The sequence below is a fragment of the Microbacterium trichothecenolyticum genome (assembly GCF_000956465.1).
Classification (GTDB): Bacteria; Actinomycetota; Actinomycetes; order Actinomycetales; family Microbacteriaceae; genus Microbacterium; species Microbacterium trichothecenolyticum.
In genome coordinates this window covers 70,859-93,769 of record NZ_JYJA01000031.1, presented here as the reverse complement: position 1 = coordinate 93,769, position 22,911 = coordinate 70,859, and the positions used below count along the sequence as shown (strand labels likewise).

At 70.8% G+C, this 22,911-nt stretch carries 23 protein-coding genes and 3 tRNA genes; 17 read left to right on the top strand and 9 right to left on the bottom strand.

Features of this window, described 5'->3' with window-relative positions; all coding sequences use genetic code 11:
- Positions 1-45: 45 nt before the first annotated feature.
- Positions 46-1,113, bottom strand: a complete 1,068-nt coding sequence (locus RS82_RS07345; RefSeq protein WP_045297938.1) for an aminotransferase class V-fold PLP-dependent enzyme — start codon at positions 1,111-1,113, stop codon at positions 46-48.
- A gap of 82 nt (positions 1,114-1,195) precedes the next feature.
- Here RS82_RS07345 and RS82_RS07340 point away from each other — a divergent pair, with 82 nt between their 5' ends.
- The 3 genes from RS82_RS07340 (at position 1,196) to RS82_RS07330 (ending at position 3,852) form a co-directional block, all read left to right on the top strand.
- Complete coding sequence (locus tag RS82_RS07340; protein WP_045297937.1) at positions 1,196-2,167, top strand: LysR family transcriptional regulator; 972 nt, start codon at positions 1,196-1,198, stop codon at positions 2,165-2,167.
- 11 nt (positions 2,168-2,178) lie between these two features.
- Entirely contained in the window at positions 2,179-3,708 is a 1,530-nt protein-coding gene (gene gltX / locus RS82_RS07335) for a glutamate--tRNA ligase (RefSeq protein ID WP_045297936.1), read from the top strand.
- 69 nt (positions 3,709-3,777) lie between these two features.
- A tRNA-Gln gene (locus RS82_RS07330) sits at positions 3,778-3,852 on the top strand.
- Positions 3,853-3,913: 61 nt separating this feature from the next.
- Here RS82_RS07330 and RS82_RS07325 read toward each other — a convergent pair.
- Positions 3,914-4,834 (bottom strand): aminoglycoside phosphotransferase family protein, encoded by a 921-nt coding sequence (locus RS82_RS07325; RefSeq protein WP_045297935.1) that lies wholly within the window; start codon positions 4,832-4,834, stop codon positions 3,914-3,916.
- Positions 4,835-4,907: 73 nt separating this feature from the next.
- Between RS82_RS07325 and RS82_RS07320 the strand changes: the two genes are divergently transcribed.
- The 4 genes from RS82_RS07320 to RS82_RS07305 all read left to right on the top strand — a co-directional run bounded on the left by RS82_RS07320 (position 4,908) and on the right by RS82_RS07305 (position 9,024).
- The gene (locus RS82_RS07320) at positions 4,908-5,687 is read left to right on the top strand and encodes a DeoR/GlpR family DNA-binding transcription regulator (RefSeq protein ID WP_045297934.1); all 780 of its coding nucleotides are present in this window, start codon (positions 4,908-4,910) and stop codon (positions 5,685-5,687) included.
- Positions 5,684-6,625 carry a 1-phosphofructokinase gene (gene pfkB, locus RS82_RS07315; protein WP_045297933.1) on the top strand — a complete coding sequence of 314 codons (942 nt, stop codon included), beginning with the start codon at positions 5,684-5,686 and terminating at the stop codon, positions 6,623-6,625. The genes RS82_RS07320 and pfkB overlap by 4 nt, the downstream gene beginning before the upstream one ends.
- A 38-nt stretch (positions 6,626-6,663) precedes the next feature.
- A complete protein-coding gene (locus tag RS82_RS07310; protein ID WP_045297932.1) occupies positions 6,664-8,691 on the top strand; it encodes a PTS fructose transporter subunit IIABC in 2,028 nt (675 codons plus the stop codon).
- Positions 8,692-8,754: 63 nt separating this feature from the next.
- Complete coding sequence (locus RS82_RS07305; protein WP_045297931.1) at positions 8,755-9,024, top strand: HPr family phosphocarrier protein; 270 nt, start codon at positions 8,755-8,757, stop codon at positions 9,022-9,024.
- Positions 9,025-9,143: 119 nt separating this feature from the next.
- On the opposite strand, the gene RS82_RS07300 is transcribed toward RS82_RS07305, so the two are convergent.
- On the bottom strand, positions 9,144-9,782 hold the full coding sequence (locus RS82_RS07300) for an MBL fold metallo-hydrolase (protein WP_045297930.1): 639 nt from the start codon (positions 9,780-9,782) through the stop codon (positions 9,144-9,146).
- Between the two features lie 118 nt (positions 9,783-9,900).
- Between RS82_RS07300 and RS82_RS07295 the strand changes: the two genes are divergently transcribed.
- Both RS82_RS07295 and RS82_RS07290 read left to right on the top strand, forming a co-directional pair.
- A tRNA-Glu gene (locus RS82_RS07295) sits at positions 9,901-9,976 on the top strand.
- Between the two features lie 42 nt (positions 9,977-10,018).
- A tRNA-Glu gene (locus RS82_RS07290) sits at positions 10,019-10,094 on the top strand.
- A gap of 44 nt (positions 10,095-10,138) precedes the next feature.
- Here RS82_RS07290 and RS82_RS07285 read toward each other — a convergent pair.
- The 4 genes from RS82_RS07285 to RS82_RS07270 form a co-directional block, all read right to left on the bottom strand.
- The gene (locus RS82_RS07285; RefSeq protein WP_045297929.1) at positions 10,139-10,495 is read right to left on the bottom strand and encodes a DUF202 domain-containing protein; all 357 of its coding nucleotides are present in this window, start codon (positions 10,493-10,495) and stop codon (positions 10,139-10,141) included.
- Complete coding sequence (locus tag RS82_RS07280; protein ID WP_045297928.1) at positions 10,492-10,854, bottom strand: YidH family protein; 363 nt, start codon at positions 10,852-10,854, stop codon at positions 10,492-10,494. The genes RS82_RS07285 and RS82_RS07280 overlap by 4 nt, the downstream gene beginning before the upstream one ends.
- Positions 10,855-10,948: 94 nt before the next feature.
- A complete protein-coding gene (locus RS82_RS07275) occupies positions 10,949-12,136 on the bottom strand; it encodes a DUF4349 domain-containing protein (protein WP_045297927.1) in 1,188 nt (395 codons plus the stop codon).
- The gene (locus RS82_RS07270) at positions 12,133-12,690 is read right to left on the bottom strand and encodes an RNA polymerase sigma factor (RefSeq protein WP_045297926.1); all 558 of its coding nucleotides are present in this window, start codon (positions 12,688-12,690) and stop codon (positions 12,133-12,135) included. The genes RS82_RS07275 and RS82_RS07270 overlap by 4 nt, the downstream gene beginning before the upstream one ends.
- Before the next feature lie 246 nt (positions 12,691-12,936).
- Between RS82_RS07270 and RS82_RS07265 the strand changes: the two genes are divergently transcribed.
- The 7 genes from RS82_RS07265 (at position 12,937) to RS82_RS07235 (ending at position 20,703) form a co-directional block, all read left to right on the top strand.
- Positions 12,937-14,010: a TerC family protein gene (locus RS82_RS07265; RefSeq protein WP_045297925.1), complete on the top strand. Its 1,074-nt coding sequence runs from the start codon at positions 12,937-12,939 to the stop codon at positions 14,008-14,010.
- A 255-nt stretch (positions 14,011-14,265) separates the two neighbouring features.
- Positions 14,266-15,738 (top strand): 3-isopropylmalate dehydratase large subunit, encoded by a 1,473-nt coding sequence (gene leuC / locus RS82_RS07260; RefSeq protein ID WP_045297924.1) that lies wholly within the window; start codon positions 14,266-14,268, stop codon positions 15,736-15,738.
- Between the two features lies 1 nt (position 15,739).
- Positions 15,740-16,336: a 3-isopropylmalate dehydratase small subunit gene (leuD, locus tag RS82_RS07255; RefSeq protein ID WP_045297923.1), complete on the top strand. Its 597-nt coding sequence runs from the start codon at positions 15,740-15,742 to the stop codon at positions 16,334-16,336.
- Between the two features lie 74 nt (positions 16,337-16,410).
- Positions 16,411-17,793 (top strand): UDP-N-acetylglucosamine 1-carboxyvinyltransferase, encoded by a 1,383-nt coding sequence (murA, locus tag RS82_RS07250; protein WP_245619541.1) that lies wholly within the window; start codon positions 16,411-16,413, stop codon positions 17,791-17,793.
- A gap of 4 nt (positions 17,794-17,797) precedes the next feature.
- The gene (locus tag RS82_RS07245) at positions 17,798-18,562 is read left to right on the top strand and encodes a lysophospholipid acyltransferase family protein (RefSeq protein WP_045297922.1); all 765 of its coding nucleotides are present in this window, start codon (positions 17,798-17,800) and stop codon (positions 18,560-18,562) included.
- Positions 18,552-19,688 (top strand): NAD(P)H-dependent glycerol-3-phosphate dehydrogenase, encoded by a 1,137-nt coding sequence (locus tag RS82_RS07240; protein ID WP_045297921.1) that lies wholly within the window; start codon positions 18,552-18,554, stop codon positions 19,686-19,688. The genes RS82_RS07245 and RS82_RS07240 overlap by 11 nt, the downstream gene beginning before the upstream one ends.
- Complete coding sequence (locus tag RS82_RS07235; RefSeq protein ID WP_045297920.1) at positions 19,588-20,703, top strand: D-alanine--D-alanine ligase family protein; 1,116 nt, start codon at positions 19,588-19,590, stop codon at positions 20,701-20,703. The genes RS82_RS07240 and RS82_RS07235 overlap by 101 nt, the downstream gene beginning before the upstream one ends.
- Positions 20,704-20,712: 9 nt before the next feature.
- Here RS82_RS07235 and RS82_RS07230 read toward each other — a convergent pair whose 3' ends face one another.
- A complete protein-coding gene (locus tag RS82_RS07230; RefSeq protein ID WP_245619540.1) occupies positions 20,713-21,210 on the bottom strand; it encodes a DUF3515 family protein in 498 nt (165 codons plus the stop codon).
- Positions 21,211-21,282: 72 nt separating this feature from the next.
- Between RS82_RS07230 and thiL the strand changes: the two genes are divergently transcribed.
- Complete coding sequence (gene thiL / locus RS82_RS07225; protein ID WP_045298006.1) at positions 21,283-22,263, top strand: thiamine-phosphate kinase; 981 nt, start codon at positions 21,283-21,285, stop codon at positions 22,261-22,263.
- Between the two features lie 25 nt (positions 22,264-22,288).
- Here thiL and rsmD read toward each other — a convergent pair whose 3' ends face one another.
- Positions 22,289-22,852, bottom strand: a complete 564-nt coding sequence (gene rsmD, locus RS82_RS07220; protein WP_045297919.1) for a 16S rRNA (guanine(966)-N(2))-methyltransferase RsmD — start codon at positions 22,850-22,852, stop codon at positions 22,289-22,291.
- Between the last annotated feature and the right edge of the window lie 59 nt (positions 22,853-22,911).

The following is a 22,911-nucleotide window of genomic DNA, read 5'->3' as shown; positions in this document are numbered from 1 at the left end:
CGTTGGCAGTCTACGCAGTCGCCCGGATGCCCCGAGGGCGTGCCGTCAGTGACCCAGCGCCGCGAGGGCGAGGTCGACGTCGTCTTCGTCATTGAACACGTGGAAAGCGACGCGTGCGCGGCCCGATCGACCGGATGCCGTGATCCCAGCCGCGGTCAGGCGCGCGAGGTCGCACCCCTCCGGGTCGTCCCACGTGACGATCGCCGATGCGCGCTCCGGTGGTGCGAGGCCGAGGCCGGTTCGGAAAGCCGCAGCGAGCCCGGTCGCGTGCTCGTGGAGCTCGGCCGGATCCAGCGAGGCGAAGAGGTCGAGCGCCGGGGCGGCCCCGACGAAGGCCTGCCATGCCGGCGACACGTCGAAGCGGCGCGCGTCAGGTGCGAACTCGACCTCCGCGCCGTAGCACGACGACCACGGGTCGTCCCCGGCGTACCATCCGGCGTTGAGCGGCGTCATGCGCGCTGCCAGACGGTCCGATACGGTCAGGAACGACACGCCCCGCGGCGCGCACAGCCACTTGTACGCGTGGCATACGACGGCATCGAAGACGGATGCCTCCACGCGCAGCCAGCCGACGGCCTGGGTCGCGTCGCACAGCGTGAGCGCATCGTGCGCGGCCGCCGCCGCGGCGATCGCCGCGGCATCCGCCACCTCCCCGGTTGCCGACTGCACCACGGAGAACGCGACCAGTGCCGTGGTCGGACGCACGTGCGCGGCCAGCTCGTCCAGCGGCGCGGTGCGCACGGCGAGCCCGCGGCCGGCGTGGACGAACGGCAGCACGAGTGACGAGAACTCGCCCTCGGGCGCGAGCACCTCGGCGCCGTGAGGGAGTGCGGAAGCCACCATTCCCGCCGCGACCGAGGTCTGCGAGCCGATGGCCACCCGTTCGGCGCCCACGCCGACCAGCGATGCGAAGAGCGCCCGCGAGTGCTCGACCGCCGCGCAGTAGGCGGCGAGGTCGGGGCGGCCCGAGGCGGAGGCGTCGAGGTCGGTCAGTACGGCGAGCCGTGTCGCCCGGCTCGGCAGGCCCACCGTGCACGCTGCGAGATAGTCGCGGCCGCCGGCGAACTCGCGCCGCGCTGCGTCGAGAGCGGAGGAAGGCGCGGTCGCGGGCATGGATCCAGAGTGGACGGCGCCGAATGCTCGCGTCTACGGCAGGTGTTCCATGCTGGACATAACAGAAGCTTATGATTCAGGCATGACCGATGCGTGGGACGACGACCCGGGCTTCGACGCGCGCGAACTCCGCGTCGTGAAGGCGATCGCGGATGAAGGGTCCATCACAGGTGCCGCCCTCGCCCTCGGCTACAGCCAGCCCGCGGTGAGCCAGCAGCTCAAGCGCCTCGAGCACAGGCTCGGCGTCGCGATCGTCGAACGTGTCGGTCGCACCGTCCGCCTCACCGACGCCGGCCGCATCCTCGCGCGGCACGCTCCCGCAGTGACGACGGCTCTGGATGCCGCCGCCGGCGAGCTCGCGGAGCTCCGCGGTCTCCGGGCCGCGCGCGTGCGGCTCGTGGGCTTCCCGTCCGCCTCGCCCACGATCGTGCCGCGCCTGCTCGCGGACCTGGCGCAGCGGCATCCGGGAATCTCCCTCACCTACGTCGAGGCGGAGCCCCCGGAGGCCGTCGAGGCCGTGCGCGAAGACCGGACCGACATCGCCCTCACCTTCAGCTACCCGGGCGACCGCGACGATCCGCACGGCTCGAGCGCCCGGGGCCTCGCTGTGCAGACGGTCGGTGCCGACGAGCTGCTCGCGGTGCTTCCCGCTGAGCACCCGGCGGCGACCTCGGAGATCATCGACGTCGCGACACTTGCGGACGACGACTGGATCGCCGGTTGTCCGCGCTGCCGGGGTCACCTGCTCGAGCTGTGCGGGCGCGCCGGATTCGCGCCGCGCATCGCGTTCGAGACCGACAACTTCGTCGCCGTCGAGGGACTCGTCGCACAGGGCATCGGCGTCGCGACGCTGCCACGGATGGCGGTGGAGTCGTTCCCGCAGCTGCCGGGGGTGGCGGTGGTGCCGCTGCCGGCGGGGGAGCAGCGCCGTATCCACACCGTCACCGCGCGCGGCGCAGAGCGCGTGCCGGCTGTCCGGGCGACGCTGAACGCCCTGGCTCGGCTCATCTCCGAGCCCCTGGCCGAGCCTGGTTCGGCGGCATCCCGCAACTAGACTCAGGGGTGATGTCTTCTTCGCCTGATCCCCGCACCACGACCGCCACCGGCACCGACGTCCGCGTCCGGTTCTGCCCCTCGCCGACCGGTCTTCCGCACGTCGGACTCATCCGCACGGTGCTGTTCAACTGGGCGTACGCGCGTCACACCGGCGGCAAGCTCGTGTTCCGCATCGAAGACACCGATGCGGCGCGTGACAGCGAGGAGAGCTACCAGCAGCTTCTCGACGCCCTCCGCTGGCTCAAGATCGACTGGGACGAGGGAGTCGAGGTCGGCGGTCCGCATGCCCCGTACCGCCAGTCGCAGCGCCACCACATCTACCGCGAGGTGCTCGACAAGCTCATCGCCGCCGGAGCCGTGTACGAGAGCTACTCGACCGCTGAGGAGATCGACGCCCGCAACGAGGCGAACGGCCGTGCGAAGCAGCTCGGCTACGACAACTACGACCGCGACCTCACCGACGAGCAGAAGGCGGCCTTCCGCGGCGAGGGCCGCGAGCCCGCGTGGCGCCTGCGGGTCCCCGACGAGGACCTCACCTACGTCGACCTGATCCGCGGCGAGGTGACCTTCCCGGCGGGTTCCTTCCCCGACTTCGTCCTCGTGCGTGCCGGCGGCGTGCCGCTGTACCCGTTCGTGAACCCCGTAGACGACGCGCTCATGGGCATCACCCACGTCATCCGCGGCGAGGACCTCATGCCGTCGACCGCCCGTCAGCTCGCCCTCTACAGCGCATTGGTCGATGCCGGCGTCACGACGTTCATCCCGCGCTTCGCCCACATGCCGCTGGTGCTCGGCGAGGAGGGTAACAAGAAGCTCTCCAAGCGCGACCCGAAGGCCGACCTGTTCCTGCAGCGCGAAAAGGGCTTCATCCACGAGGGCCTGCTCAACTACCTCGCCCTCCTCGGCTGGTCGATCGGCCCCGACCGCGACGTCTTCTCGCTCGAGGAGCTCGTGGCGGCGTTCGACATCGTCGACGTCAACCCGAATCCGGCCCGCTTCGACCAGAAGAAGGCGGAGTCGATCAACGGCGATCACATCCGGATGCTGCAGCCCGGAGACTTCGCCGATCGCCTGGTGCCGTACCTGGCCGCGGCCGGAGTGGTCGCCGAGAACCCGACGCCGGCGCAGGAGGCCATCCTCGTCGCCGCCGCGCCGCTCGTGCAGGAGCGCATGCAGCTGCTCGGCGATGCGCCGGGACTGCTCGGCTTCCTGTTCTCGGACACGGTCGCCTACCAGGAAGACGCCCTCGCGTCGCTGCCGGCGAACGCGAACGAGGTTCTGGTCGCCTCGGTCGGCGCCCTTGAGCTCGTGCCCGGCACCGAATTCACCGCCGGCGCGGTGCAGGACGCCCTCGCCGGCGCGCTGATCTCGCCCGCGGAGGAGGGTGGCCTCGGCCTCAAGCCCCGCATCGCCTACGGCCCGCTGCGCGTCGCTCTGAGCGGCCGTCGGGTGTCGCCGCCGCTGTTCGAATCGATGGAGCTGCTCGGCAAGTCCGAGTCGATCCGCCGTCTCGGAGCACTGCTCGACGCGCGCGGGTGACGGCTCGGTTTGGAGCACGTGCCGGCGTCGCGTAGACTCATTCCTCGGCACGGCTTCGGCTGACAGCCTTGGGGTATGGTGTAATTGGCAACACGGCTGATTCTGGTTCAGTTGTTCTTGGTTCGAGTCCAGGTACCCCAGCCAAACGAGAAAACCCCCGCTGAGCGGGGGTTTTTCGTTTTTCCAGACGACGGATGCCTCGGTCTCAGACCTTTGCGAGCACCTCCGTCGCGGCATCCCGTCCCAGCGCGAGGTAGGCGGGGTTGTCGTCGCTGTGGGCGAGCAGCGTGAGCACGACGGCGGCGGCCCAGGCGTGTGCCCGCACCCAGATGTGGGCGTCGTAGCGCGAACCCACGGCGGCCATGAACCGCTCGCGCCCGGCGGCGTCGAATGCCAGCCACGCGACAGCCAGGTCGTAGGCGGGATCGCCGGCGGTCACGTCGCCGAAGTCGATGATCCCGGCGAGGTCGCCATCACGCGAGACGAGGTTGCCCGGGTGCAGATCGCCGTGGATCCACACCGGTGTGCGATCCCACGGAGCAGCTGCTCTTCCCGCCTGCCACAGCGCGTGCAGGGCGTCCGCTGAGGAGCCGTCGAGGACGCCGCCGGCGCGGAGTGTCCGCAGCCGCTCCTCGACGGCGCCTGTGCGAGCGGCGAGCGGGACGCCGCGGAACGGATTGATCGGGTGGTCGTCCGGGGCGTCGGAGTGCAGAGCGGAAAGCGCCCGAGCCAGCGTGGCGGCCCATCCGCCGCGTTCGGCGACGGGCTGAGCGAGCGCTGGGACGCCGTCGATCCACGGTACGACCGACCACGCCCAGGGGTAGCCGTCGCCCGCAACACCGTCGACCACGGGCGCCGGAACGCGCACACCCACCGGTGCGAGCCGCTCGGCCACGCCCGGAAGCACCGCCTGCTCGTGCAGTACGAGGGGTGCGGCGAGGGTGCGACGGGGGAGTCGCACGGCGTACTGGTCGCCGAGTCGCCACACCTCGCTGTCCCAGCCCTCGGCGACCTTTCGGAGGGGCAGCTCGGTGGCGGCGGGGATCATCGCGACAGCCTGGTCGGCGAGCAGTCCGCGGATGAGTGCGATGTCGATCGAGATCTCGGCGGCGGGCTTGTCGGGCACCGTAAGAAAATACTCCATTGCGTTTGTGTGGGAATGTGTTGTATTGTGTTGGAATCCAACGAAGGGTTGCGACATGTACGCGACGGAGCGCCACGAGCAGATCGAACTCCTGCTGGCTGCGCAGAGCCGCGTGAGCGTCGTCGAGCTCGCTGAGCGCTTCGACGTCACGACCGAGACCATCCGCCGCGATCTCGACCACCTCGAGTCGGCCGGCGCGCTGCGCCGGGTTCACGGGGGAGCGGTGAGCCGCGAGCGCGCCAGCACACGTGAGCCCTCGCTCGCCGAGCGCTTCGAGCACCACGGCGGCGCCAAGGCCGCGATCGGCCAGCGCGCCCTGGACGCCCTCGGCGCCGAGTTCGCCGGATCCGTCTTCCTCGATGCCGGCACGACCACCGCGGCTGTCGCCTCGGCACTGATCCCGCGCCTCTCGAGCGCGCGGATCGAGGTCGTCACGCACTCGCTGACCCACGGAAACGCGCTGGCGGGTGTCCCGGGCGCCTCGCTCTCGTTGGTCGGGGGTCGCGTGCGCGGCCTCACCGCCGCGGCGGTCGGCGCCGACACGGTCCGCGCGATCGGCGCTCTGCGTCCCGACGTCGCCTTCATCGGGACCAACGGCGTGTCCGCCACGTTCGGGCTCAGCACGCCCGATCCCGACGAGGCCGCCGTCAAGCGCGCCATCGTCGAGTCGGCGCGCCGGGTGGTCGTCGTCGCCGACGCAGAGAAGCTCGGCGCGGAGCTGCTCGTCGGCTTCGCGTCGCTCTCCGACATCGACGTGCTGGTGACGGATGCTGCACCCGACGAAGAACTCGCGTCCGCGCTCGCGGACGCCGACGTGGAGGTCTGGCTCGCATGATCGTGACGCTCACCGCCAACCCGTCCCTCGACCGCACCGTGATGCTCCCCGCGCCTCTGCAGGTCGGAGATGTGCAGAGCGCAGCCTCCACGCGGGAGGACGCCGGCGGCAAGGGCATCAACGTCGCCCGCGCCGTCGCCGCTGCGGGCGAGGACTGCACCGCGGTGCTGCCGCTCGCGCCGGGCGATCCGTTCGACGCCGCCCTCCGCGCCGCCGAGGTCGACGCCCAGCGCGTTCCGATCCGCGGCAACGTGCGCGCGAACATCGCGATCACCGACCCCGACGGGGTGACGACGAAGCTCAACCTGCCGGGCGCGGAGCTCTCGCCCGACGAGGTCTCCGCGGTCATCGATGCCGTGGTCGCGGCATCCGTCGGTGCCCGTTGGCTGGTGCTGGCGGGCTCGCTGCCTCCCGGCGTCGCCGATGACTTCTACGTGCACGTGATTCGCGCCGTGCGACGGGCGCACGGAGCAGACGCCCCCCTCATCGCGGTCGACACCTCCGGCCCGGCGCTCACCGCCGTCGTCGCCGACGGTGCACCCGACCTGATCAAGCCGAACGACGAAGAACTCGCCGAGCTCGCCGGCGTCGCGATCGACGGCGCCGACCCTCGCGCAGTGCTCGAGGTCGCGCGCGTGCTGGTCCCGGCGCGGGTGCGGACCGCACTCGTCACCCTCGGCGCCCGTGGCGCCGTGCTCGTCGCCGCCGATGGCGCCTGGGTAGCCACGCCGCCGCCGATCCAGGTCGTGAGCACGGTCGGCGCAGGCGACAGCTCCCTCGCCGGCTACGTGCTCGCCGCGACCCGCGGCGCCGAAGAGGGCGAGCGGCTGCGCCTCGCCGTCCGGTACGGGTCGGCCGCGGCATCCCTTCCCGGCACGAAAGCGCCGGCTCCCGCAGACCTTCCCACCGGCGACGTGCCCGTCACGCGTCTCGACTGACACCCACCAACCCCACCCCACGACCGCAGGAGGTCACCGTGTCCGACACCATCACCCCAGGCCTGGTGAGTCTCGACGTCCCGCTGGGCGCCGACAAGGCAGCCGTCATCCGGTCCCTCGCCGCACGCGTGGTCGCGCAGGGTCGCGCGACCGACGCCGAAGCTCTCTACGCCGACGCGTGGGCCCGCGAAGAGAAGGACGAGACCGGGCTTCCCGGCGGCATCGCCATCCCGCACGCCAAGAGCGCCGCGGTAACGACCCCGTCCCTCGCCTTCGCGCGCCTGAATCCGGGCGTCGACTTCGGCGCGCCGGACGGCGCCGCCGATCTGGTGTTCCTCATCGCGGCCCCCGCTGATGCCGCCGAGGCGCACCTCGCGGTGCTCTCGAAGCTCGCCCGCAGCCTGATGCAGGAGGACTTCACCTCGGGACTGCGCGCCGCCTCGTCCGACGACGATGTGGTCGCGATCGTGCAGGCGGCCATCGGGGAGCGCGAGGCCGCCGCGCCCGCTGCTGCCGCGGCCGCTGCGGCACCCAGCGCCGCACCGGGCCTCGTCGTCGACGGCCGCCCGGCACGCGTCGTCGCGGTCACGGCCTGCGCGACCGGCATCGCGCACACGTTCATGGCCGCCGACGCGCTCACCGCCGCCGGCAAGAAGGCCGGCATCGATCTCGTCGTCGAGCCGCAGGGCTCCAGCGGCTACCAGGCGCTTCCGCCCGATGTCATCCGCAACGCCGACGCCGTGATCTTCGCGACCGACGTCGACGTGCGGGAACCGCAGCGGTTCGCCGGCAAGCCCGTCGTGCGCTCGGGTGTCAAGCGCGGCATCGAGCAGCCGGACCAGCTGATCTCGGAGGCCGTCGCCGCCGCCAACGACCCGTCCGCCACGCGGGTGGGCGGCGAGTCGGCCGCGGCCACTGCCGCCCCCGCCGAGACGCTGTCGTGGGGTGCGCGCATTCAGCGCATCCTCCTCACCGGCGTCAGCTACATGATCCCGTTCGTCGCGGGTGGCGGTCTGCTGATCGCCCTCGGCTTCCTCATCGGCGGCGTCAACGTGAACGCCGACGACGCGGCGTTCACCGTCATCAAGGACAACGCGCTGTGGGCGCTTCCGGAGGGCGGGCTCGCCCAGTACTTCGGGTCGGTGTTCTTCGTGATCGGTGTGACGTCGATGGGCTTCCTGGTCTCGGCGCTGGCCGGCTACATCGCCTTCGCGATCGCGGACCGGCCCGGCATCGCCCCCGGCTTCGTCGCCGGGGCGATCGCCGCGCTGATGGGCGCCGGATTCATCGGCGGCATCATCGGCGGTCTGCTCGCGGGTTACGTCGCATGGTGGATCGGGCGGTTCAACGCGCCGCGCTGGCTGCGCGGACTCATGCCGGTCGTGATCATCCCGCTCGTGGCGTCGATCGTGGCGTCGGGACTCATGATCCTGTTCCTCGGCCGGCCCATCGCGACCCTGATGGTCGGGCTCAACGACTGGCTCACGGGCCTCGCTGCGACCGGTGCGATCATCCTCGTCGGCGTGATCCTCGGACTCATGATGTGCTTCGACCTGGGGGGTCCGGTCAACAAGGTCGCCTACGCGTTCGCGGTCGCGGGCCTTGCCTCCGCCTCGGCGGAGAACACCACGCCGTACCTGATCATGGCGGCGGTGATGACCGCGGGCATGGTCCCGCCGCTCGCGATGGCGCTCGCATCCACGGTCCTGGCGCGGAACATGTTCCCCCCAGTCGAGCGCGAGAACGGCAAGGCGGCCTGGCTGCTCGGCGCGGCGTTCATCAGCGAGGGCGCGATCCCGTTCGCCGCGGCGGACCCGCTGCGCGTCATCCCCGCGATGATGGCGGGCGGCGCGGTCACCGGCGCGCTGAGCATGGCGTTCGCCGTCGAGTCCCTGGCGCCCCACGGCGGCATCTTCGTCCTCTTCGCGATCAACCCGATCTGGGGATTCCTGATCGCCCTGGCGGCGGGCACGGTCGTCTCGGCCCTCACGGTGATCGCCCTCAAGAAGTGGATCGCCCCGAAGGAGCTCGAAGAGGCCGAAGCGCGCGTACCCGTGGCGGCCTGAGGCCGTCGTCCGCCAGAATCGGAATCGTCGACCGCCGAGGTCCGACACAGACAGGAGAGAACCATGGCAGAACGTCAGGCCACCATCGCCAGCAGCTCGGGACTCCACGCCCGCCCCGCGAAGCTCTTCGTGCAGGCCGTGCAGGCGCAGCCCGTCCCGGTCACGATCGCGGTCGAGGGCGGTGCCGACCTCAACGCGGGCAGCATCCTGTCGCTGATGGGCCTCGGCGCCTCGCAGGGGACCGTCGTGACCCTCAAGGCCGACGGCGACGGCGCCGAAGAGGCGCTGGACGCTCTGGTCGCTCTGCTCGAGACGGACCTCGACGCCCAGTGAGAACCTGAAGAGGGCGCGGTCGCAGGGCCGCGGGAGAAGCGTGTCGACGGATGCCGCGGGTCGAAGCCGCTGCGGCATCCGTCGTCCGCGTTCTGCCGGGGTGTGCCGGCGCATCCGGCTCAGATGTCGGTGCTGTCTCCGGGGTTCAGCGCGAGGAGCTCCCCGCCGTTCTGTTCGGCCGCCCAGCCCAGGCGCGCGCGACCCATGTCCCGTCCCGCGACCGACAGCGTCATGTCATGCGTGCCGAAGACGCGCCGCGGCGCGACGGCGAGTACGAAGTCCATCGCCTCGCCGATCTTGAGCCACGGGGCGCCGACCGGAGATGCCAGCAGCTTGACCGGGCGGCCCTTCGGCACGGCGTACGAATCCCCGGGGTAGTAGAACTCGTCGTTCACGAGCACTCCGACGTTGTCGACGACCGGGATCGACTCGTGGATCACCGCGTGCCGGCCGCCGAAGAACTCGAGGCGGAACGGCTCGACGTCGACGACGTCGCCCGGATGGACGATCGTGACGTCGTAGCCCTCGGCCGCCTTGGAGACGCCATCGGGGGCGAAGATCGGTGTTCCCGGGAAAGCCTGGAGGATGCGGTCCAGGTGGTCGGGCGTCCAGTGGTCGGGGTGCTCGTGCGTGATGACGATCGCGACGACGCCCTCGAGCTCTCCGAGCGGGGCGGTGAACGACCCGGGGTCGATGACGACCGTGCTGCCGGTGTCGACGAGGGTGAGGGTGGCGTGCTCGAACTTCGTGACTCGCATGGGTCGAGTCAAGCGTCACGGCGTCGTCGGAGCAAGCGATGAGCGGGCGGCGCGCCGGTGCCCGGGCCGATTTGGAGAGGGCATGTGGCCCGTGGCATAATCGAACGGTTGCCTGAACGGCCCCATCGTATAGCGGCCTAGTACGCCGCCCTCTCACGGCGGTAACGCGGGTTCGAATCCCGCTGGGGTCACCAGTCAGGCAACAACGCCGCAGCCTCGGTTGCGGCGCGCTGTACGGCCCCATCGTATAGCGGCCTAGTACGCCGCCCTCTCACGGCGGTAACGCGGGTTCGAATCCCGCTGGGGTCACCATCGACGCCCCGGTCCAGCTGGACCGGGGCGTCTTTCGGTTCCGCTCAGATGAGGCGGGGCAGCGCGATCACGACGGCCGCCACCAGGCCGCACGCGATGACGAACGCCGTCAGCAGCAGGAGCAGGCCGGCGCCGGGCAGCCGGTCGGGCCGGTCGTCGAGCAGGGCCCGGGTGACGCGGCGATGCCGGGCGCCGGCGCAGGCCCAGAGCACTACGGCGAACGCGAGACCGAGGATGCCCGGCAGCAGCAGCACCGGAGCAAGCTCGGGTCGCGGCGTGGTCGCCGGCAGGATCCGCAGGGCGAGCAGCGAGGCGACGCCGATCGCGAGGGCCGTGCGCCGCCACGCGAGCTCCGTGCGCTCGGGCTGCAGGCCCGGATCGAAGATCCGCCGTTCGGTCATCGCAGGATCACACCGAGCAGCACGAGCACGCCGACGACCACGATCGTGGTGGCGAGGGCGATGCTCGTCGCGGATCCCGGCATTGGTGAGCCCGCCCTCAGCGCCCGCTCCGTGCGTCCCCATTCGCGCCAGGCGAGGGCGGGGAGGAGCAGTCCCGCGACGATGAGGATGACGGATGCTGCGAGCCGCAGTCCCGGCTGCAGGTCGAGCCCCAGCGCCTCCAGGGCGACCCCTCCCGCGATGAGCGCGAGAGCGGTGCGGTTCCACGCGAGGAACGTCCGCTCGTTCGCGAGGCTGAAGCGCGCGTCCGGCTCGTCGCCGGTGCCGTAGACGGAGGCGGGGAAGCGGGTGCGGGTCACCCTCACACCGTAACTGCGCCGCCTGTCGACCCGGCCGTGGCGCGGCACCACGGCCGGGTCGAGACTCCCTGAGGGGCGGACGGCGCCGAGACCGTCATCCCGGCGAGTCGCTGGAACGGTCCGCGTCGACGGTCGGCGACGCGGGGGCTGCAGCATCCGTCCGCCGACTCCGGCGACCGCGGACGAGCCGTACGATGCCCCAGACGATGAGCGCGGCGACCGCGGCCACGGCGAGCCAGGGGAGGAGGAAGCCCAGGGCGACGACGATGCCGTTGAGCGTGGCGACGAGGCCGTTCCAGCCGGCGGCGAGGCCGTCGCCGAACCCGGCGGGATCCGCGGTCACGGCCTCCACCTCAGGGACGACCGTGACCGACAGCGTCGACATCGCGACCTGGTCGTCGAGCATCTCGAGCTGCTGCTGATACGACTCCAGGGTCGCCTGACGCTCCGAGAGCGCGGACTCCGCGGCGATGAGATCCGCGACGCTCTGCGCCTGCGCCATCAGCTCGGTGAGGCGGTCCACCGAGGCCTGGGCCGCGTCGATGCGGGCCTCGAGATCCACGGTCTGCTCGGTGACGTCCTGACGGGACAGGTTGGTCGACGTCACCTCGCCCACGTCGTCGAGCTCGTCGACGACGCGCTGCAGCTGGTCGGCGGGAACGCGGACGGTGATCCACGCGCCGTCCGTCGGATACGGATAGGGCATGGTGTCGTAGACGATGCCGCCGTCGGTGGGACTCACCGGGTACACCGTGCCGTCGCTTCCGACGCTCATCGATTCGACATAGCCGCCGTGCGCGACCGCGGAGTTGGCGATGGCACGTGCGGCCACGTCGACCTCGTCGGCAGTGACCGTCGCGGAAGCCGTGGTGATGATGTCGCGATCCGCCGCCGTCGAGCCGGCAGCGGTGTCACCGGCGGTGCCGGGTGCGACCGTAAGCGGTGCGGACTCGCGCGTGTCGGCGCCCGAGGACTCGTCCGTGTACGTGCCGGCACCGGAGTCGGCCGGAGCGACGGGAGCGACGGCGGATTCGTCGCCCGTGGCACCCGAGGGACTGACCAGCGAGCCCACGGCCGGCGCGATCACGGCCGCGACGGCGATCACCGCGGCGGCGGCGCCGCCGGCGATCCAGAGGCGTCCTCGCCGCGTGCGCCGGGCGGACTGGCGTGCCCGCTCCCGTGCGATGTCGGCGAAGAGAGCGTCCTCGATCTCGTCGATGCGCTCGGAACTGAGTTCGGGGAGGGATGCCGGGGTGTCGGGACCCGGGGACTGCGTGCTCATGTGCTCTCCTTCACGACGGTCCGCAGACGGGTGCGGATGCGGGAGAGACGGTTGCGGACCACACCGTGTGCGACGCCGAGCTCGTCGGCGGCCGCCTGATACGCGTAGCCTTCGGTCGCGCAGAGCCGGAAGATGGCGCGATCGAGCTCGCCGAGGCCGGCGACCTCGTGCAGGATCGCCTCGGCGAGGCTGTCGCCGATCACCTGCTGCTCGACGTCGACCGTCGAGGGCAGGGTCTCGTCGGCTGCAGCCCCGGTGTGTTCGCGGTCGCGCCGCTGCCGGCGGATGCGGTTCGCCGACTGGAACCGGCAGATCGTCGCGAGCCAGGGCAGCAGTGAATCGCCGGCCAGGTCGAGGTCGGGGAGCTTGCGCCAGGCGGCGAGGAACGTCTCCTGCGTGACCTCCTCGGCATCCGCCGGATTGCCGACGAGCCCGTGCGCCAGCCAGTACACCGGGCGCACGTACGCCCGGTACAGCGTGCGGAAGGCGTGCTCGCTCCCGCCCGCAGCCAGCACCACGAGCTCGGCGTCGCCCGGCAGGTCCTCGCCCGTCATCCCCATCCTCCGAATTGTCTCTCACCGTGTGAGTGTCCGCACCGACCGGATCGTCTCACGGGCGCCGGTCGCGCCGCGCCGACCCTGTAGTCTGTTGCGAGCGAGAGGGAGTATCCCGACACCGCGCATCCGTCATCACGGGTCCCGACAGAGCGACCCCGGGTGCGCGCCGCAGGCGCTCAGCCGGCGGGGGAGAGACTTTCGGATTCCACCGACCCCGCTCACATCCCCTTCGAAAGGCCCTCCATGGACCTCGAACTCCCGCTGTGGTTCGAAATCGGATCACTCGTGATCCTCACCCTGATCCTGATCGCCGATCTGCTGCTCATCCTCAAGCGGCCCCACATCCCCTCGACGCGTGAATCGACGCTCTGGGTCGTCTTCTACGTGACCCTCGCGCTCATCTTCGCAGGCATCATGTGGATCGTCGCCGGGCCCGAGTACGCCGGACAGTTCGTCGCAGGCTGGCTCACCGAGTACAGCCTGTCGATCGACAACCTCTTCGTCTTCGTGCTGATCATGAGCCAGTTCGCGGTTCCGCGACGCTATCAGCAGGAAGTCCTGATGGTGGGCATCATCATCGCCCTCGTGCTGCGCGGCATCTTCATCATGGTCGGCGCCGCCGTGATCGAGGAGTTCAGCTGGGTCTTCTACATCTTCGGCGCGTTCCTCGTCTGGACGGCCTGGCGCCAGGCCTTCCCCGGCGGCGACCACGACTCCGACGTGAAGCAGGAGAACTTCGTGGTGCGGATGCTGCGCCGCACGATCGACATCAGTGATCACTACGACGGCGCGAAGATCCGCACCGTCGTGGACGGCAAGAAGATGTGGACGCCGATGATCATCGTGTTCGCGGCGATCGGCGTGACCGACCTGCTGTTCGCGATCGACTCGATCCCCGCGATCTTCGGCATCACCCAGAGCGCGTTCATCGTGTTCACCGCGAACATCTTCGCGCTCATGGGTCTGCGCCAGCTCTACTTCCTCCTCGGCGACCTGCTGGATCGCCTCCGCTACCTGCACTACGGCATCGCGTTCATCCTCGCCTTCATCGGTCTGAAGCTCGTCTTCCACGCCATGCACGTCAACGAGCTGCCGTTCATCAACGGCGGCGAGCCCATCGAGTGGGCGCCCGAGATCTCGACGTGGATGTCGCTCGGCGTCATCATCGTCTCGATGCTGGTGGCGACGGTGGCGAGCCTTGTCGCCTCCGCGCGGGAGAAGAAGATGCCGACCGCGGATGCTGCGGCCGCCGTCGTGGCGGACGAGAAGGGCACCCCTCCCACCGTCGACCAGCCCCGTTCGGACGACGCTCTCTGATCGCCTTCCGTCAGCCCTGTCCTCGGGCCGCCGACCGTCGTCGGCGGCCCGAGGTGCGCACGCGAGGGGAGAGACGGCAGATGACGGCGGCGGCGCGGGTGCCCGCATCGGCGGTGGTAGCCTGGGCACGTGCGGATCGCTCGCCTTCTCCTTAGCGGCCGCGACGAGTCCTAGTCCCCAGGCCTCCCTCGTCGCGGAGTTCGTCGCGGGCCCCACCCCTTTCGGGCGCAGTCCCACAGAGGAGAACGACTAGCTATGAGCACGACCGATGCATCCGGCATCCCCGACCGTCCCCGCACCCTCGCCGAGAAGGTGTGGGACGACCATGTCGTCGTCCGCGGCGAAGACGGTCAGCCGGACCTGATCTACATCGACCTGCACCTGGTGCACGAGGTCACCAGCCCCCAGGCCTTCGACGGTCTGCGTGGGGAGGGCCGCCCGGTGCGGCGCCTCGACCTGACGATCGCGACCGAGGACCACAACACCCCTACGCTCGACATCGACAAGCCGATCGCCGACCTCACCAGCCGCACGCAGATCGAGACGCTCCGCCGCAACGCCGCCGAGTTCGGTGTGCGACTGCACTCGCTCGGTGACAAGGAGCAGGGCATCGTCCACGTCGTCGGACCGCAGCTGGGGCTGACCATGCCGGGCATCACGGTCGTCTGCGGAGACTCGCACACCTCCACGCACGGCGCGTTCGGCGCGATGGCGTTCGGCATCGGCACCAGCGAGGTCGAGCACGTGCTCGCGACGCAGACGCTGCCGCTCAAGCCCTTCAAGACCATGGCGATCACGGTCGAGGGCGAGCTGAGGCCCGGCGTCACGGCCAAGGACATCGTGCTGGCTATCATCGCCAAGATCGGCGCGAACGGCGGGCAGGGCTACGTGCTCGAATTCCGCGGCAGCGCCATCCGGTCCCTCTCCATGGAGGGCCGCATGACGATCTGCAACATGTCGATCGAGGCCGGCGCCCGCGCCGGGATGGTCGCCCCCGACGAGACCACCTTCGCGTACGTGAAGGGCCGTGCGCACGCGCCGACCGGTCAGGACTGGGACGACGCCGTCGCCTACTGGCGGACGCTGCCCAGCGACGAGGGCGCGGTCTACGACGCCGAGGTGTTCCTCGACGCCGCCGAGCTCGAGCCGTTCGTGACGTGGGGCACGAATCCTGGCCAGGGCGTCTCGCTGAGCGCGTCCGTCCCCTCACCGGGGGACTTCGCCGACCCCAACGAGCGTGCCGCAGCCGAGCGCGCGCTCGAGTACATGGATCTCGTGCCCGGCACGCCGCTCAAAGAGGTGCCCGTCGACGCCGTGTTCATGGGCTCGTGCACGAACAGCCGCATCGAGGACCTCCGTGCGTTCGCATCCGTCATCGAGGGCCGCACGAAGGCGGACGGCGTGCGCGTCATGGTCGTCCCGGGCTCGGCTCGGGTGCGCCTCGAGGCGGAGGCCGAGGGCCTCGACAAGATCTTCGAAGACTTCGGCGCCGAGTGGCGCTTCGCCGGGTGCTCGATGTGCCTCGGCATGAACCCCGATCAGCTCGCTCCCGGGGAGCGCTGCGCCTCCACGAGCAACCGCAACTTCGAGGGCCGTCAGGGCAAGGGCGGCCGTACGCACCTCGTCTCGCCGCTCGTCGCCGCCGCCACCGCCGTCATGGGCCGCCTCGCGAGCCCGGGCGATCTTCCCGCGCCCGTCGCGGCCGCAGCTGAGGGCACGGAGGCCTGACATGGAGAAGTTCACGACGCACACCGGCATCGCCGCGCCGCTGAAGCGCTCCGCGGTCGACACCGACCAGATCATCCCGGCGGTCTACCTGAAGCGCGTCACCAAGACGGGCTTCGAGGACGCCCTGTTCGCCAGCTGGCGCCAGGACCCCGAGTTCGTGCTCAACCAGGCGGCGTACGCGGGTGCCAGCATCCTCGTCGCCGGTCCTGATTTCGGCACCGGCTCGAGCCGCGAGCACGCGGTGTGGGCGCTGCGCGACTTCGGGTTCAAGGTCGTGCTGAGCCCGCGGTTCGCCGACATCTTCCGCGGGAACGCGGGCAAGCAGGGACTCGTCGCCGGAGTGATCTCCGAGGCCGACCTCGAGGCCGCGTGGGGCGCCATCGAGGCGGATCCCGGCGTCTCGATGACGGTCGACCTCGACGCCCGCACCGCGCGCATCGGCGCGCTGGAGCTCCCTTTCGAGATCGACGATTACACTAGGTGGCGGCTTCTCGAAGGGCTCGACGACATCGGGCTCACGCTGCGCGACGCAGACAAGATCGCGCAGTTCGAGGCTCGCCGAGAGGCGTGGCGGCCGCGGACACTTCCCGTTCCGTAAGCCGGGCCGGGCGCCCAGACCCCGGGCACCCGACCGTCGCAAGCCCCCTCTGCACACCAAGTGAGGACCACCGGATGAAGCCGCTCCTGAACGTCGCCGCCGGCGAAAGCACCACTGCCGAAGCGGGAGAGCAGGAACGGACCGGCGAAGTCCTCGCGATCCGGGGCGGGCGACCGCTGACGGGGCGCGTCGAGGTCAAGGGTGCCAAGAACCTCGTCACGAAGGCGATGGTCGCGGCGCTGCTCGGAGAGACCGCCAGCACGCTGCGCGACGTCCCCGACATCAGCGACGTCCAGGTGGTCCGCTCCCTTCTCGAAGTCCACGGCGTGCGCGTCGTGGACGGCGAGGAGGAGGGCACGATCCACCTCGACCCGAGTGGGGCCGTCGCAGCCCACTTCGAGGAGATCGACGCGCACGCCGGGGCCTCCCGCATCCCGATCCTGTTCTGCGGACCCCTGCTGCACCTGCTCGGTGAGGCGCTCATCCCGGACCTCGGCGGCTGCCGCATCGGGGATCGCCCGATCAACTTCCACATGGACGCGCTGCGCGCCTTCGGCGCCGTCGTCGACAAGAGCTACGAGGGCATCCGGATCACCGCGCCCGACGGGCTGCACGGCGCGAACATCGAGCTGCCGTATCCGAGCGTCGGCGCGACCGAGCAGGTGCTGCTCACGGCCGTGCGCGCCAAAGGCGTGACGGAACTGCGCAACGCCGCGATCGAGCCCGAGATCATGGATCTCATCGCGGTGCTCCAGAAGATGGGCGCGATCATCTCGTACGAGCCGAACCGCGTCATCTTCATCGAGGGGGTCGACTCGCTGCGCGGGTACGACCACCGCGCGATCTTCGACCGCAACGAGGCCGCCTCGTGGGCGTGCGCGGCGCTGGCGACCGACGGCGACATCTTCGTCGGCGGAGCGCGCCAGCAGGAGATGCTGACCTTCCTCAACGTCTTCCGCAAGGCCGGCGGATGGTTCGACGTCCGCGAGGATGGCATCCAGTTCCGCCGCGGCGGGGCCTTGAAGCCCGTCGTCGTCGAGACCGATGTGCACCCCGGCTTCATGACCGACTGGCAGCAGCCGCTCATCGTCGCGCTCACCCAGGCCGAGGGGGAGTCGACCGTGCACGAGACCGTGTACGAGAACCGGCTCGGATTCACCGAGGCGCTGAACCTCATGGGGGCCGACATCGTCGTGCACCGCGACGGCATCGATGCGCCCGGTCGCCGCGTTCCCCGCCGAGCCCTCGAGCAGGCCGCCGTGATCAACGGCCCGACACCTCTCCACGGCGCCGATGTGGTCGTGCCCGACCTCCGCGGCGGATACAGCTACGTGATCGCGGCACTGGCCGCCGAGGGGGAGTCGGTCGTACGCAACGTAGGGATCATCCGTCGCGGCTACGAGAAGTTCTTCGCCAAGCTCGACCAGCTCGGCGCCGACTTCGACGTCATCGGATAACCCGGTGTCCACTGATCGTCCGCGCGCGTCGGCCGAGAAGACGCGACCGAGCGCCTTCTGGCCACTGGCCGGCCTCCTCGTGCCGCTGCTGAGCCTGCTCTTCAAACTGGAGATCGAAGACGGCAGGAAACTCCCTCGCGATGGCGCCTACGTCCTCGCTCCGAACCACATGAGCGAGATCGATCCGCTCGTGGTCGCCCTCGCCGTGTGGCGGTTGGGTCGTGCGCCCCGGTTCATGGCGAAGGAGAGCCTGTTCCGGGTGCCGGTGCTGGGCTGGGTGCTGCGCATCACGGGGATGGTGCCGGTCGCGCGGGCGACGTCGGCCGCCGCGGCGCGCGCCACGCTCGAGGCGTCGGAGACGCTCGTGCGGCACGGTCGCGGCGTGATCGTCTACCCGGAGGGCTCGCTCACCCGCGAGCCGAACCTCTGGCCCATGCGTGGCAAGACCGGAGCCGTCCGCCTCGCGCTGGCGGGAGGCATCCCGGTGATCCCCATGGCGCAGTGGGGCGCCCAGCAGGTGCTCCCGCGCTACGGCAAGCTCAAGCTGTGGCCGCTGCGCCGCCGCGTGCGCGTGATCGTGGGCGACCCGGTGGACCTCTCGGCGTACACCGGGGCGCCTTCGTCGCAGACCGCGCTCGTCGAGGCGACGGACGCCGTGATGGCCGACATCTCGGGCCTTCTCTCTCAGCTGCGCGGCGAGCCCGCACCCGCGGAGCGCTGGAACCCGGCCGATCACGGCCAGAAGGAGACGGGGCGCCTTGAGCCGTAGGCAGGATGCCGCGCGCCCGCGCGTCGCCGTCGTCGGCGCGGGCAGCTGGGGCACGACGTTCGGCAAGATCCTGGCCGACGGCGGTGCCCACGTCACGATGTGGGCACGCCGCCCCGAGCTCGCGAGCGAGATCCAGGAGGGCAAACGCAACAGCGAGTACCTCCCCGGCATCAACCTGCCGCGCGACATGCACGCGACCCACCACCTGTCGGAGGCGCTCGAGGGCGCCGAGCAGATCTACCTGTCGATCCCGAGCCAGGCGGTGCGCCAGAACCTGAAAGCGGTCCGCCCGCTGATCTCGCAGAGTGACGCGCCCATCGTGTCGCTCATGAAGGGTGTCGAGCGGCGTACGGGCCTGCGCATGAGCCAGGTGATCGAGCAGGAGCTGCACTGCGACCCCGCGCGCATCGCGGTCGCCTCCGGCCCCAACCTCGCCCTCGAGATCGCCAGCGAGCAGCCGACCGCGGCCGTCATCTCCTCGACGAGCCAGGAGACGGCAGAGGCCGTCGCCCGGCGCGCGCGCAACAAGTACTTCCGCACGTTCGTCAACACCGACGTGATCGGCACCGAGTTCGGTGGCGTGCTCAAGAACCTGATCGCGGTGGCGATCGGCATCGTCGACGGCGTCGGCTACGGCGAGAACACGAAGGCCTCGATCATCACGCGCGGCCTCGTCGAGATGACGGACTTCGCGGTGGCGTTCGGCGCCCAGCACGAGACGCTGCAGGGTCTCGCCGGACTCGGCGACCTCATCGCGACGTGCCAGTCGCCGCTCAGCCGCAACAACACCGCCGGGCGACTGCTCGGCCAGGGCTATCGCTTCGACGACGTCGTGAAGCAGATGAACCAGACGGCGGAGGGGCTCGCGTCCGTCGCGCCCATCCTGCAGCTGGCGCGGGAGGTGGGCGTGCAGATGCCCATCGTCGAGCAGGTGAAGATGGTGCTCGACGGCACAATGAACCCTCGCGACATCGCGCCGCATCTCACGACCGATGACGACACCCCCCAGGGCGAGAGGACGACGAATGGACAAGCCGGCGGTGGCGGTGCTCTTTGGCGGTCGATCCAGCGAGCACTCGATCAGTTCCGCAACGGCGGGCGGGGTGCTGCGGGCGATCGACCGTGACAACTACCGCGTGATCCCCGTCGGGATCACGCGGGACGGCGTGTTCGTCCTCGAGGACGACGACCCCGACAAGTTCGCCCTCGACGCGGAACGGCTTCCGGAGGTCGTCGACAACGGCACCCGTGTGCTGTGGCCCGAGGTCGGCGACCGCCAACTGCGCGTGCGCCGCGCCGATGGAACCGTCGACGACCTGGGCGCCCTCGACGTCGTGCTCCCGATCCTCCACGGCGTTCACGGCGAGGACGGCACGATCCAGGGCTACTTCGACACGCTGGAGATCCCGTACGCGGGCGGCGGCGTGCTCGACTCCGCGCTGTGCATGGACAAGCACTTCATGAAGATCGTCCTGCAGGCGGCGGGCGTGCCCGTGTCCCCCTGGGTCACCGTGACGCAGGAGCGCTGGGAGCGCGACCCGGAGGGTGTCCGAGCGGACGCTGCGACCCTCGGTGAGCCGTCGTTCGTGAAGCCCGCGCGCGCCGGCTCGAGCGTCGGCGTCTCGAAGGTCCACGACGCCTCGGAGCTCGATGCGGCGCTCGCCCTCGCGTTCGCCGAGGATGACAAGGTGCTCATCGAGTCGGCGATCGTCGGCCGCGAGGTCGAGGTCGCCATCCTCGAAGGCCGCGGCGGCGCCGCTCCGCGCGCATCGCTGCCCGGCGAGATCGTGCTCACGACGCGCGAGTTCTACGACTTCGAGGGCAAGTACCTCGGTGGCGACGGTGCCGAGGTGGTCTGCCCCGCCGACCTGACCGACGGCGAGATCGCCGCCATCCAGGCGCTCGGCATCCGTGCCTTCCAAGCGGTCGACGGCAAGGGGCTCGCGCGCGTCGACTTCTTCCTCGCCGCGGACGGGCTCTACGTCAACGAGCTCAACACGATGCCGGGGTTCACGCCGATCTCCATGTTCCCGAAGTGCTGGATCGCGTCGGGGCTGTCGTACCCCGAGCTCATCACCGAGCTCATCGACACTGCACTCGAGCGCGCCCGGCAGACGGTCGTCGTCCGCGCGGCTCGCTGAGCCGGGGCCTCAGGGAGCGGGGGTCGCCTCGCTGCGATCGAGGCACCGGCCGTCGACCGGCAGCACGCTGACGATCGGCGACAAGGCGTCGAGCACGTCGCGGCTCGACACGCCGTCGCCGTTCTCGTCGGCGGTCGTGTCGAGGTAGATCTCCACGGCGGGGGTGCGGCCGAACGTGGTCACGCGGAAGCGCGGCGCATCGGAGTCGTCGATGATCCAGTCGACGCCTGCGACGTCCTGGCAGGGGAGGGTGGTCGGTCCCGGAGGCGCGACACCGCACGTGAGCAGCACCTTCGCCGGATCGCCCCACGCGCCCGTCGCCTGTGCGTCGGTCCACCGGCGCGCCTGACCGCTGACCGTTCCCGGAAGATTCGAGGTGACCTCCGCGCAGAGCGGGTCGTTCGCGGCCTCCGCGGGATCCAGGTCGACGGTGGTGGTGCACCCCGTCACGCCGACGGCAGCCGCCATCGTGAGCCCGAACGCAATCAGGAAGGGGAGAACACGCACCGTTCCAGGCTAACCCGGCGGCGCGGCGGACGACGCCGGCACCGGTAGCGTGGTCGTGTGGTCGACGAGCGCATGGATCCGACGGTGGGCGAGCTCAGCGAGGGGCGCATCCTGCGGCGCATCCTCGAGCGCCTCGGCGAATCGAACGCCCTCGTCGGACCGGGCGACGATGCGGCCGTGATCGCCGCCGCGGACGGCCGCGTCGTGGCGACCGTCGACACGCTGGTCCACGGTCCCGACTTCCGCCTCGCGTGGTCGAGCGCGTTCGACCTGGGCTACAAGGCGGCTGCCGTCAACCTCGCGGACGTCGCTGCAATGGGCGCGACGCCCACCGCCCTGCTCGTCGCCCTCGCCATGCCCGATGCGACACGTCTCTCCTTCGTCACCGGCATAGCGGACGGCCTGCGTGCCGCCTGCCGCGAGCTCGCGCCCGGCTGCCGGGTCGAAGGCGGCGACCTCACGGTCTCCGACACCCTCACGATCGCGGTGACCGCCCTGGGGGCTCTCGCGGGTCGCGCACCGGTGCTGCGCTCGGGCGCCGAACCCGGCGACCTCGTCGCGGTGGCGGGCGACCTGGGACGCGCGGCGCGCGGCCTCGGCATCCTCTTCGAGCGATTCACGGATGCCGAGGGCCACCCGGTCCCGGTCGACGAGAGCCTGCTCGACCACGCGGAGCTCGCCGATCTCGCGGCGCAGCTGCGTCCGTCGCCTCCCGTGTGGCTCGGTCCCGAGGCGGCCGACGCGGGGGCGACGGCGATGATGGACGTGTCGGACGGCCTCGTGCTCGACGCGTCGCGCATGGCCGCAGCATCCGATGTCACCATCGCCCTCGAATCAGCGGTGCTCGGACCCGACATCGCATCGGCACTCGCCGGCGGTGAGGACCACGCGCTGCTGGCGACGTTCCCGGCGGACCGACCGCTGCCGCACGGGTTCGTCCGGGTGGGCGTGGTGCTGGCGCGAGGCCAGGACGCCGTGCTCGTCGACGGCCGGCCTCACGACCGCCGCGGCGGCTGGGACCCCTACCGCGATTGGGATTCCGGCACCGGCTGATCCGGCATCGGCCGGATGCTTCAGATCAGCCGGCGGTGGTCGCCCACCACATCACGGTGTCGCCGTAGCGCTTCGAGCGCGTGGCGACGAGTCCGTCGGGCAGGCTCGGCTCGGGGGAGCGCGTGGCGCGCTCGATCACCACATCGGCCCCGGCGGAGAGGACCGGCACGAGCAGCGCCAGGGTCGAGGACAGCTCGGTCTCGCCGAGGTCGTAGGGCGGATCGAGGAAGACCACGTCGAACGGGCCGCGGGCCGACCGCAGGAAGGAGTCGGCCGACGCGCGATGCACGCGGATCGTGGTGCCGGTTCCCACGGCCTTGCTCACCCTGCCCGCGTTGCGCTGGACGATGGTCGCGGCCCGCGGGGACTTCTCCACGAGGTCGGCACAAGCCGCACCGCGACTGACCGCTTCGAGCCCGAGTGCGCCCGAGCCGGCATAGAGGTCGAGCACGGCGGCGCCGCGGAGAGCGTCCGCGGACTCCAGTGCGCCGAACAGGGACTCGCGCACACGATCGCTCGTGGGCCGGGTGCCGGCCTCGGGCACGTCGAGCATGAGCGAGCCCGCACGGCCGGCGATGATGCGCGTCACCCTCCCACGATATCGGCCCGCCCCATGCGGCCCGGTCGTGCGCGCCCCTATGATCGCGA

Coding starts and splice junctions, on each gene's coding strand:
- RS82_RS07345 (WP_045297938.1), bottom strand. CDS start 1,113: ATGCCCGCGACCGCGCCTTCCTCCGCTCTCGACGCAGCGCGGCGCGAG.
- RS82_RS07340 (WP_045297937.1), top strand. CDS start 1,196: ATGACCGATGCGTGGGACGACGACCCGGGCTTCGACGCGCGCGAACTC.
- gltX (WP_045297936.1), top strand. CDS start 2,179: ATGTCTTCTTCGCCTGATCCCCGCACCACGACCGCCACCGGCACCGAC.
- RS82_RS07320 (WP_045297934.1), top strand. CDS start 4,908: ATGTACGCGACGGAGCGCCACGAGCAGATCGAACTCCTGCTGGCTGCG.
- pfkB (WP_045297933.1), top strand. CDS start 5,684: ATGATCGTGACGCTCACCGCCAACCCGTCCCTCGACCGCACCGTGATG.
- RS82_RS07305 (WP_045297931.1), top strand. CDS start 8,755: ATGGCAGAACGTCAGGCCACCATCGCCAGCAGCTCGGGACTCCACGCC.
- RS82_RS07300 (WP_045297930.1), bottom strand. CDS start 9,782: ATGCGAGTCACGAAGTTCGAGCACGCCACCCTCACCCTCGTCGACACC.
- RS82_RS07285 (WP_045297929.1), bottom strand. CDS start 10,495: ATGACCGAACGGCGGATCTTCGATCCGGGCCTGCAGCCCGAGCGCACG.
- RS82_RS07275 (WP_045297927.1), bottom strand. CDS start 12,136: ATGAGCACGCAGTCCCCGGGTCCCGACACCCCGGCATCCCTCCCCGAA.
- RS82_RS07270 (WP_045297926.1), bottom strand. CDS start 12,690: ATGACGGGCGAGGACCTGCCGGGCGACGCCGAGCTCGTGGTGCTGGCT.
- RS82_RS07265 (WP_045297925.1), top strand. CDS start 12,937: ATGGACCTCGAACTCCCGCTGTGGTTCGAAATCGGATCACTCGTGATC.
- leuC (WP_045297924.1), top strand. CDS start 14,266: ATGAGCACGACCGATGCATCCGGCATCCCCGACCGTCCCCGCACCCTC.
- leuD (WP_045297923.1), top strand. CDS start 15,740: ATGGAGAAGTTCACGACGCACACCGGCATCGCCGCGCCGCTGAAGCGC.
- murA (WP_245619541.1), top strand. CDS start 16,411: ATGAAGCCGCTCCTGAACGTCGCCGCCGGCGAAAGCACCACTGCCGAA.
- RS82_RS07235 (WP_045297920.1), top strand. CDS start 19,588: ATGGACAAGCCGGCGGTGGCGGTGCTCTTTGGCGGTCGATCCAGCGAG.
- thiL (WP_045298006.1), top strand. CDS start 21,283: ATGGATCCGACGGTGGGCGAGCTCAGCGAGGGGCGCATCCTGCGGCGC.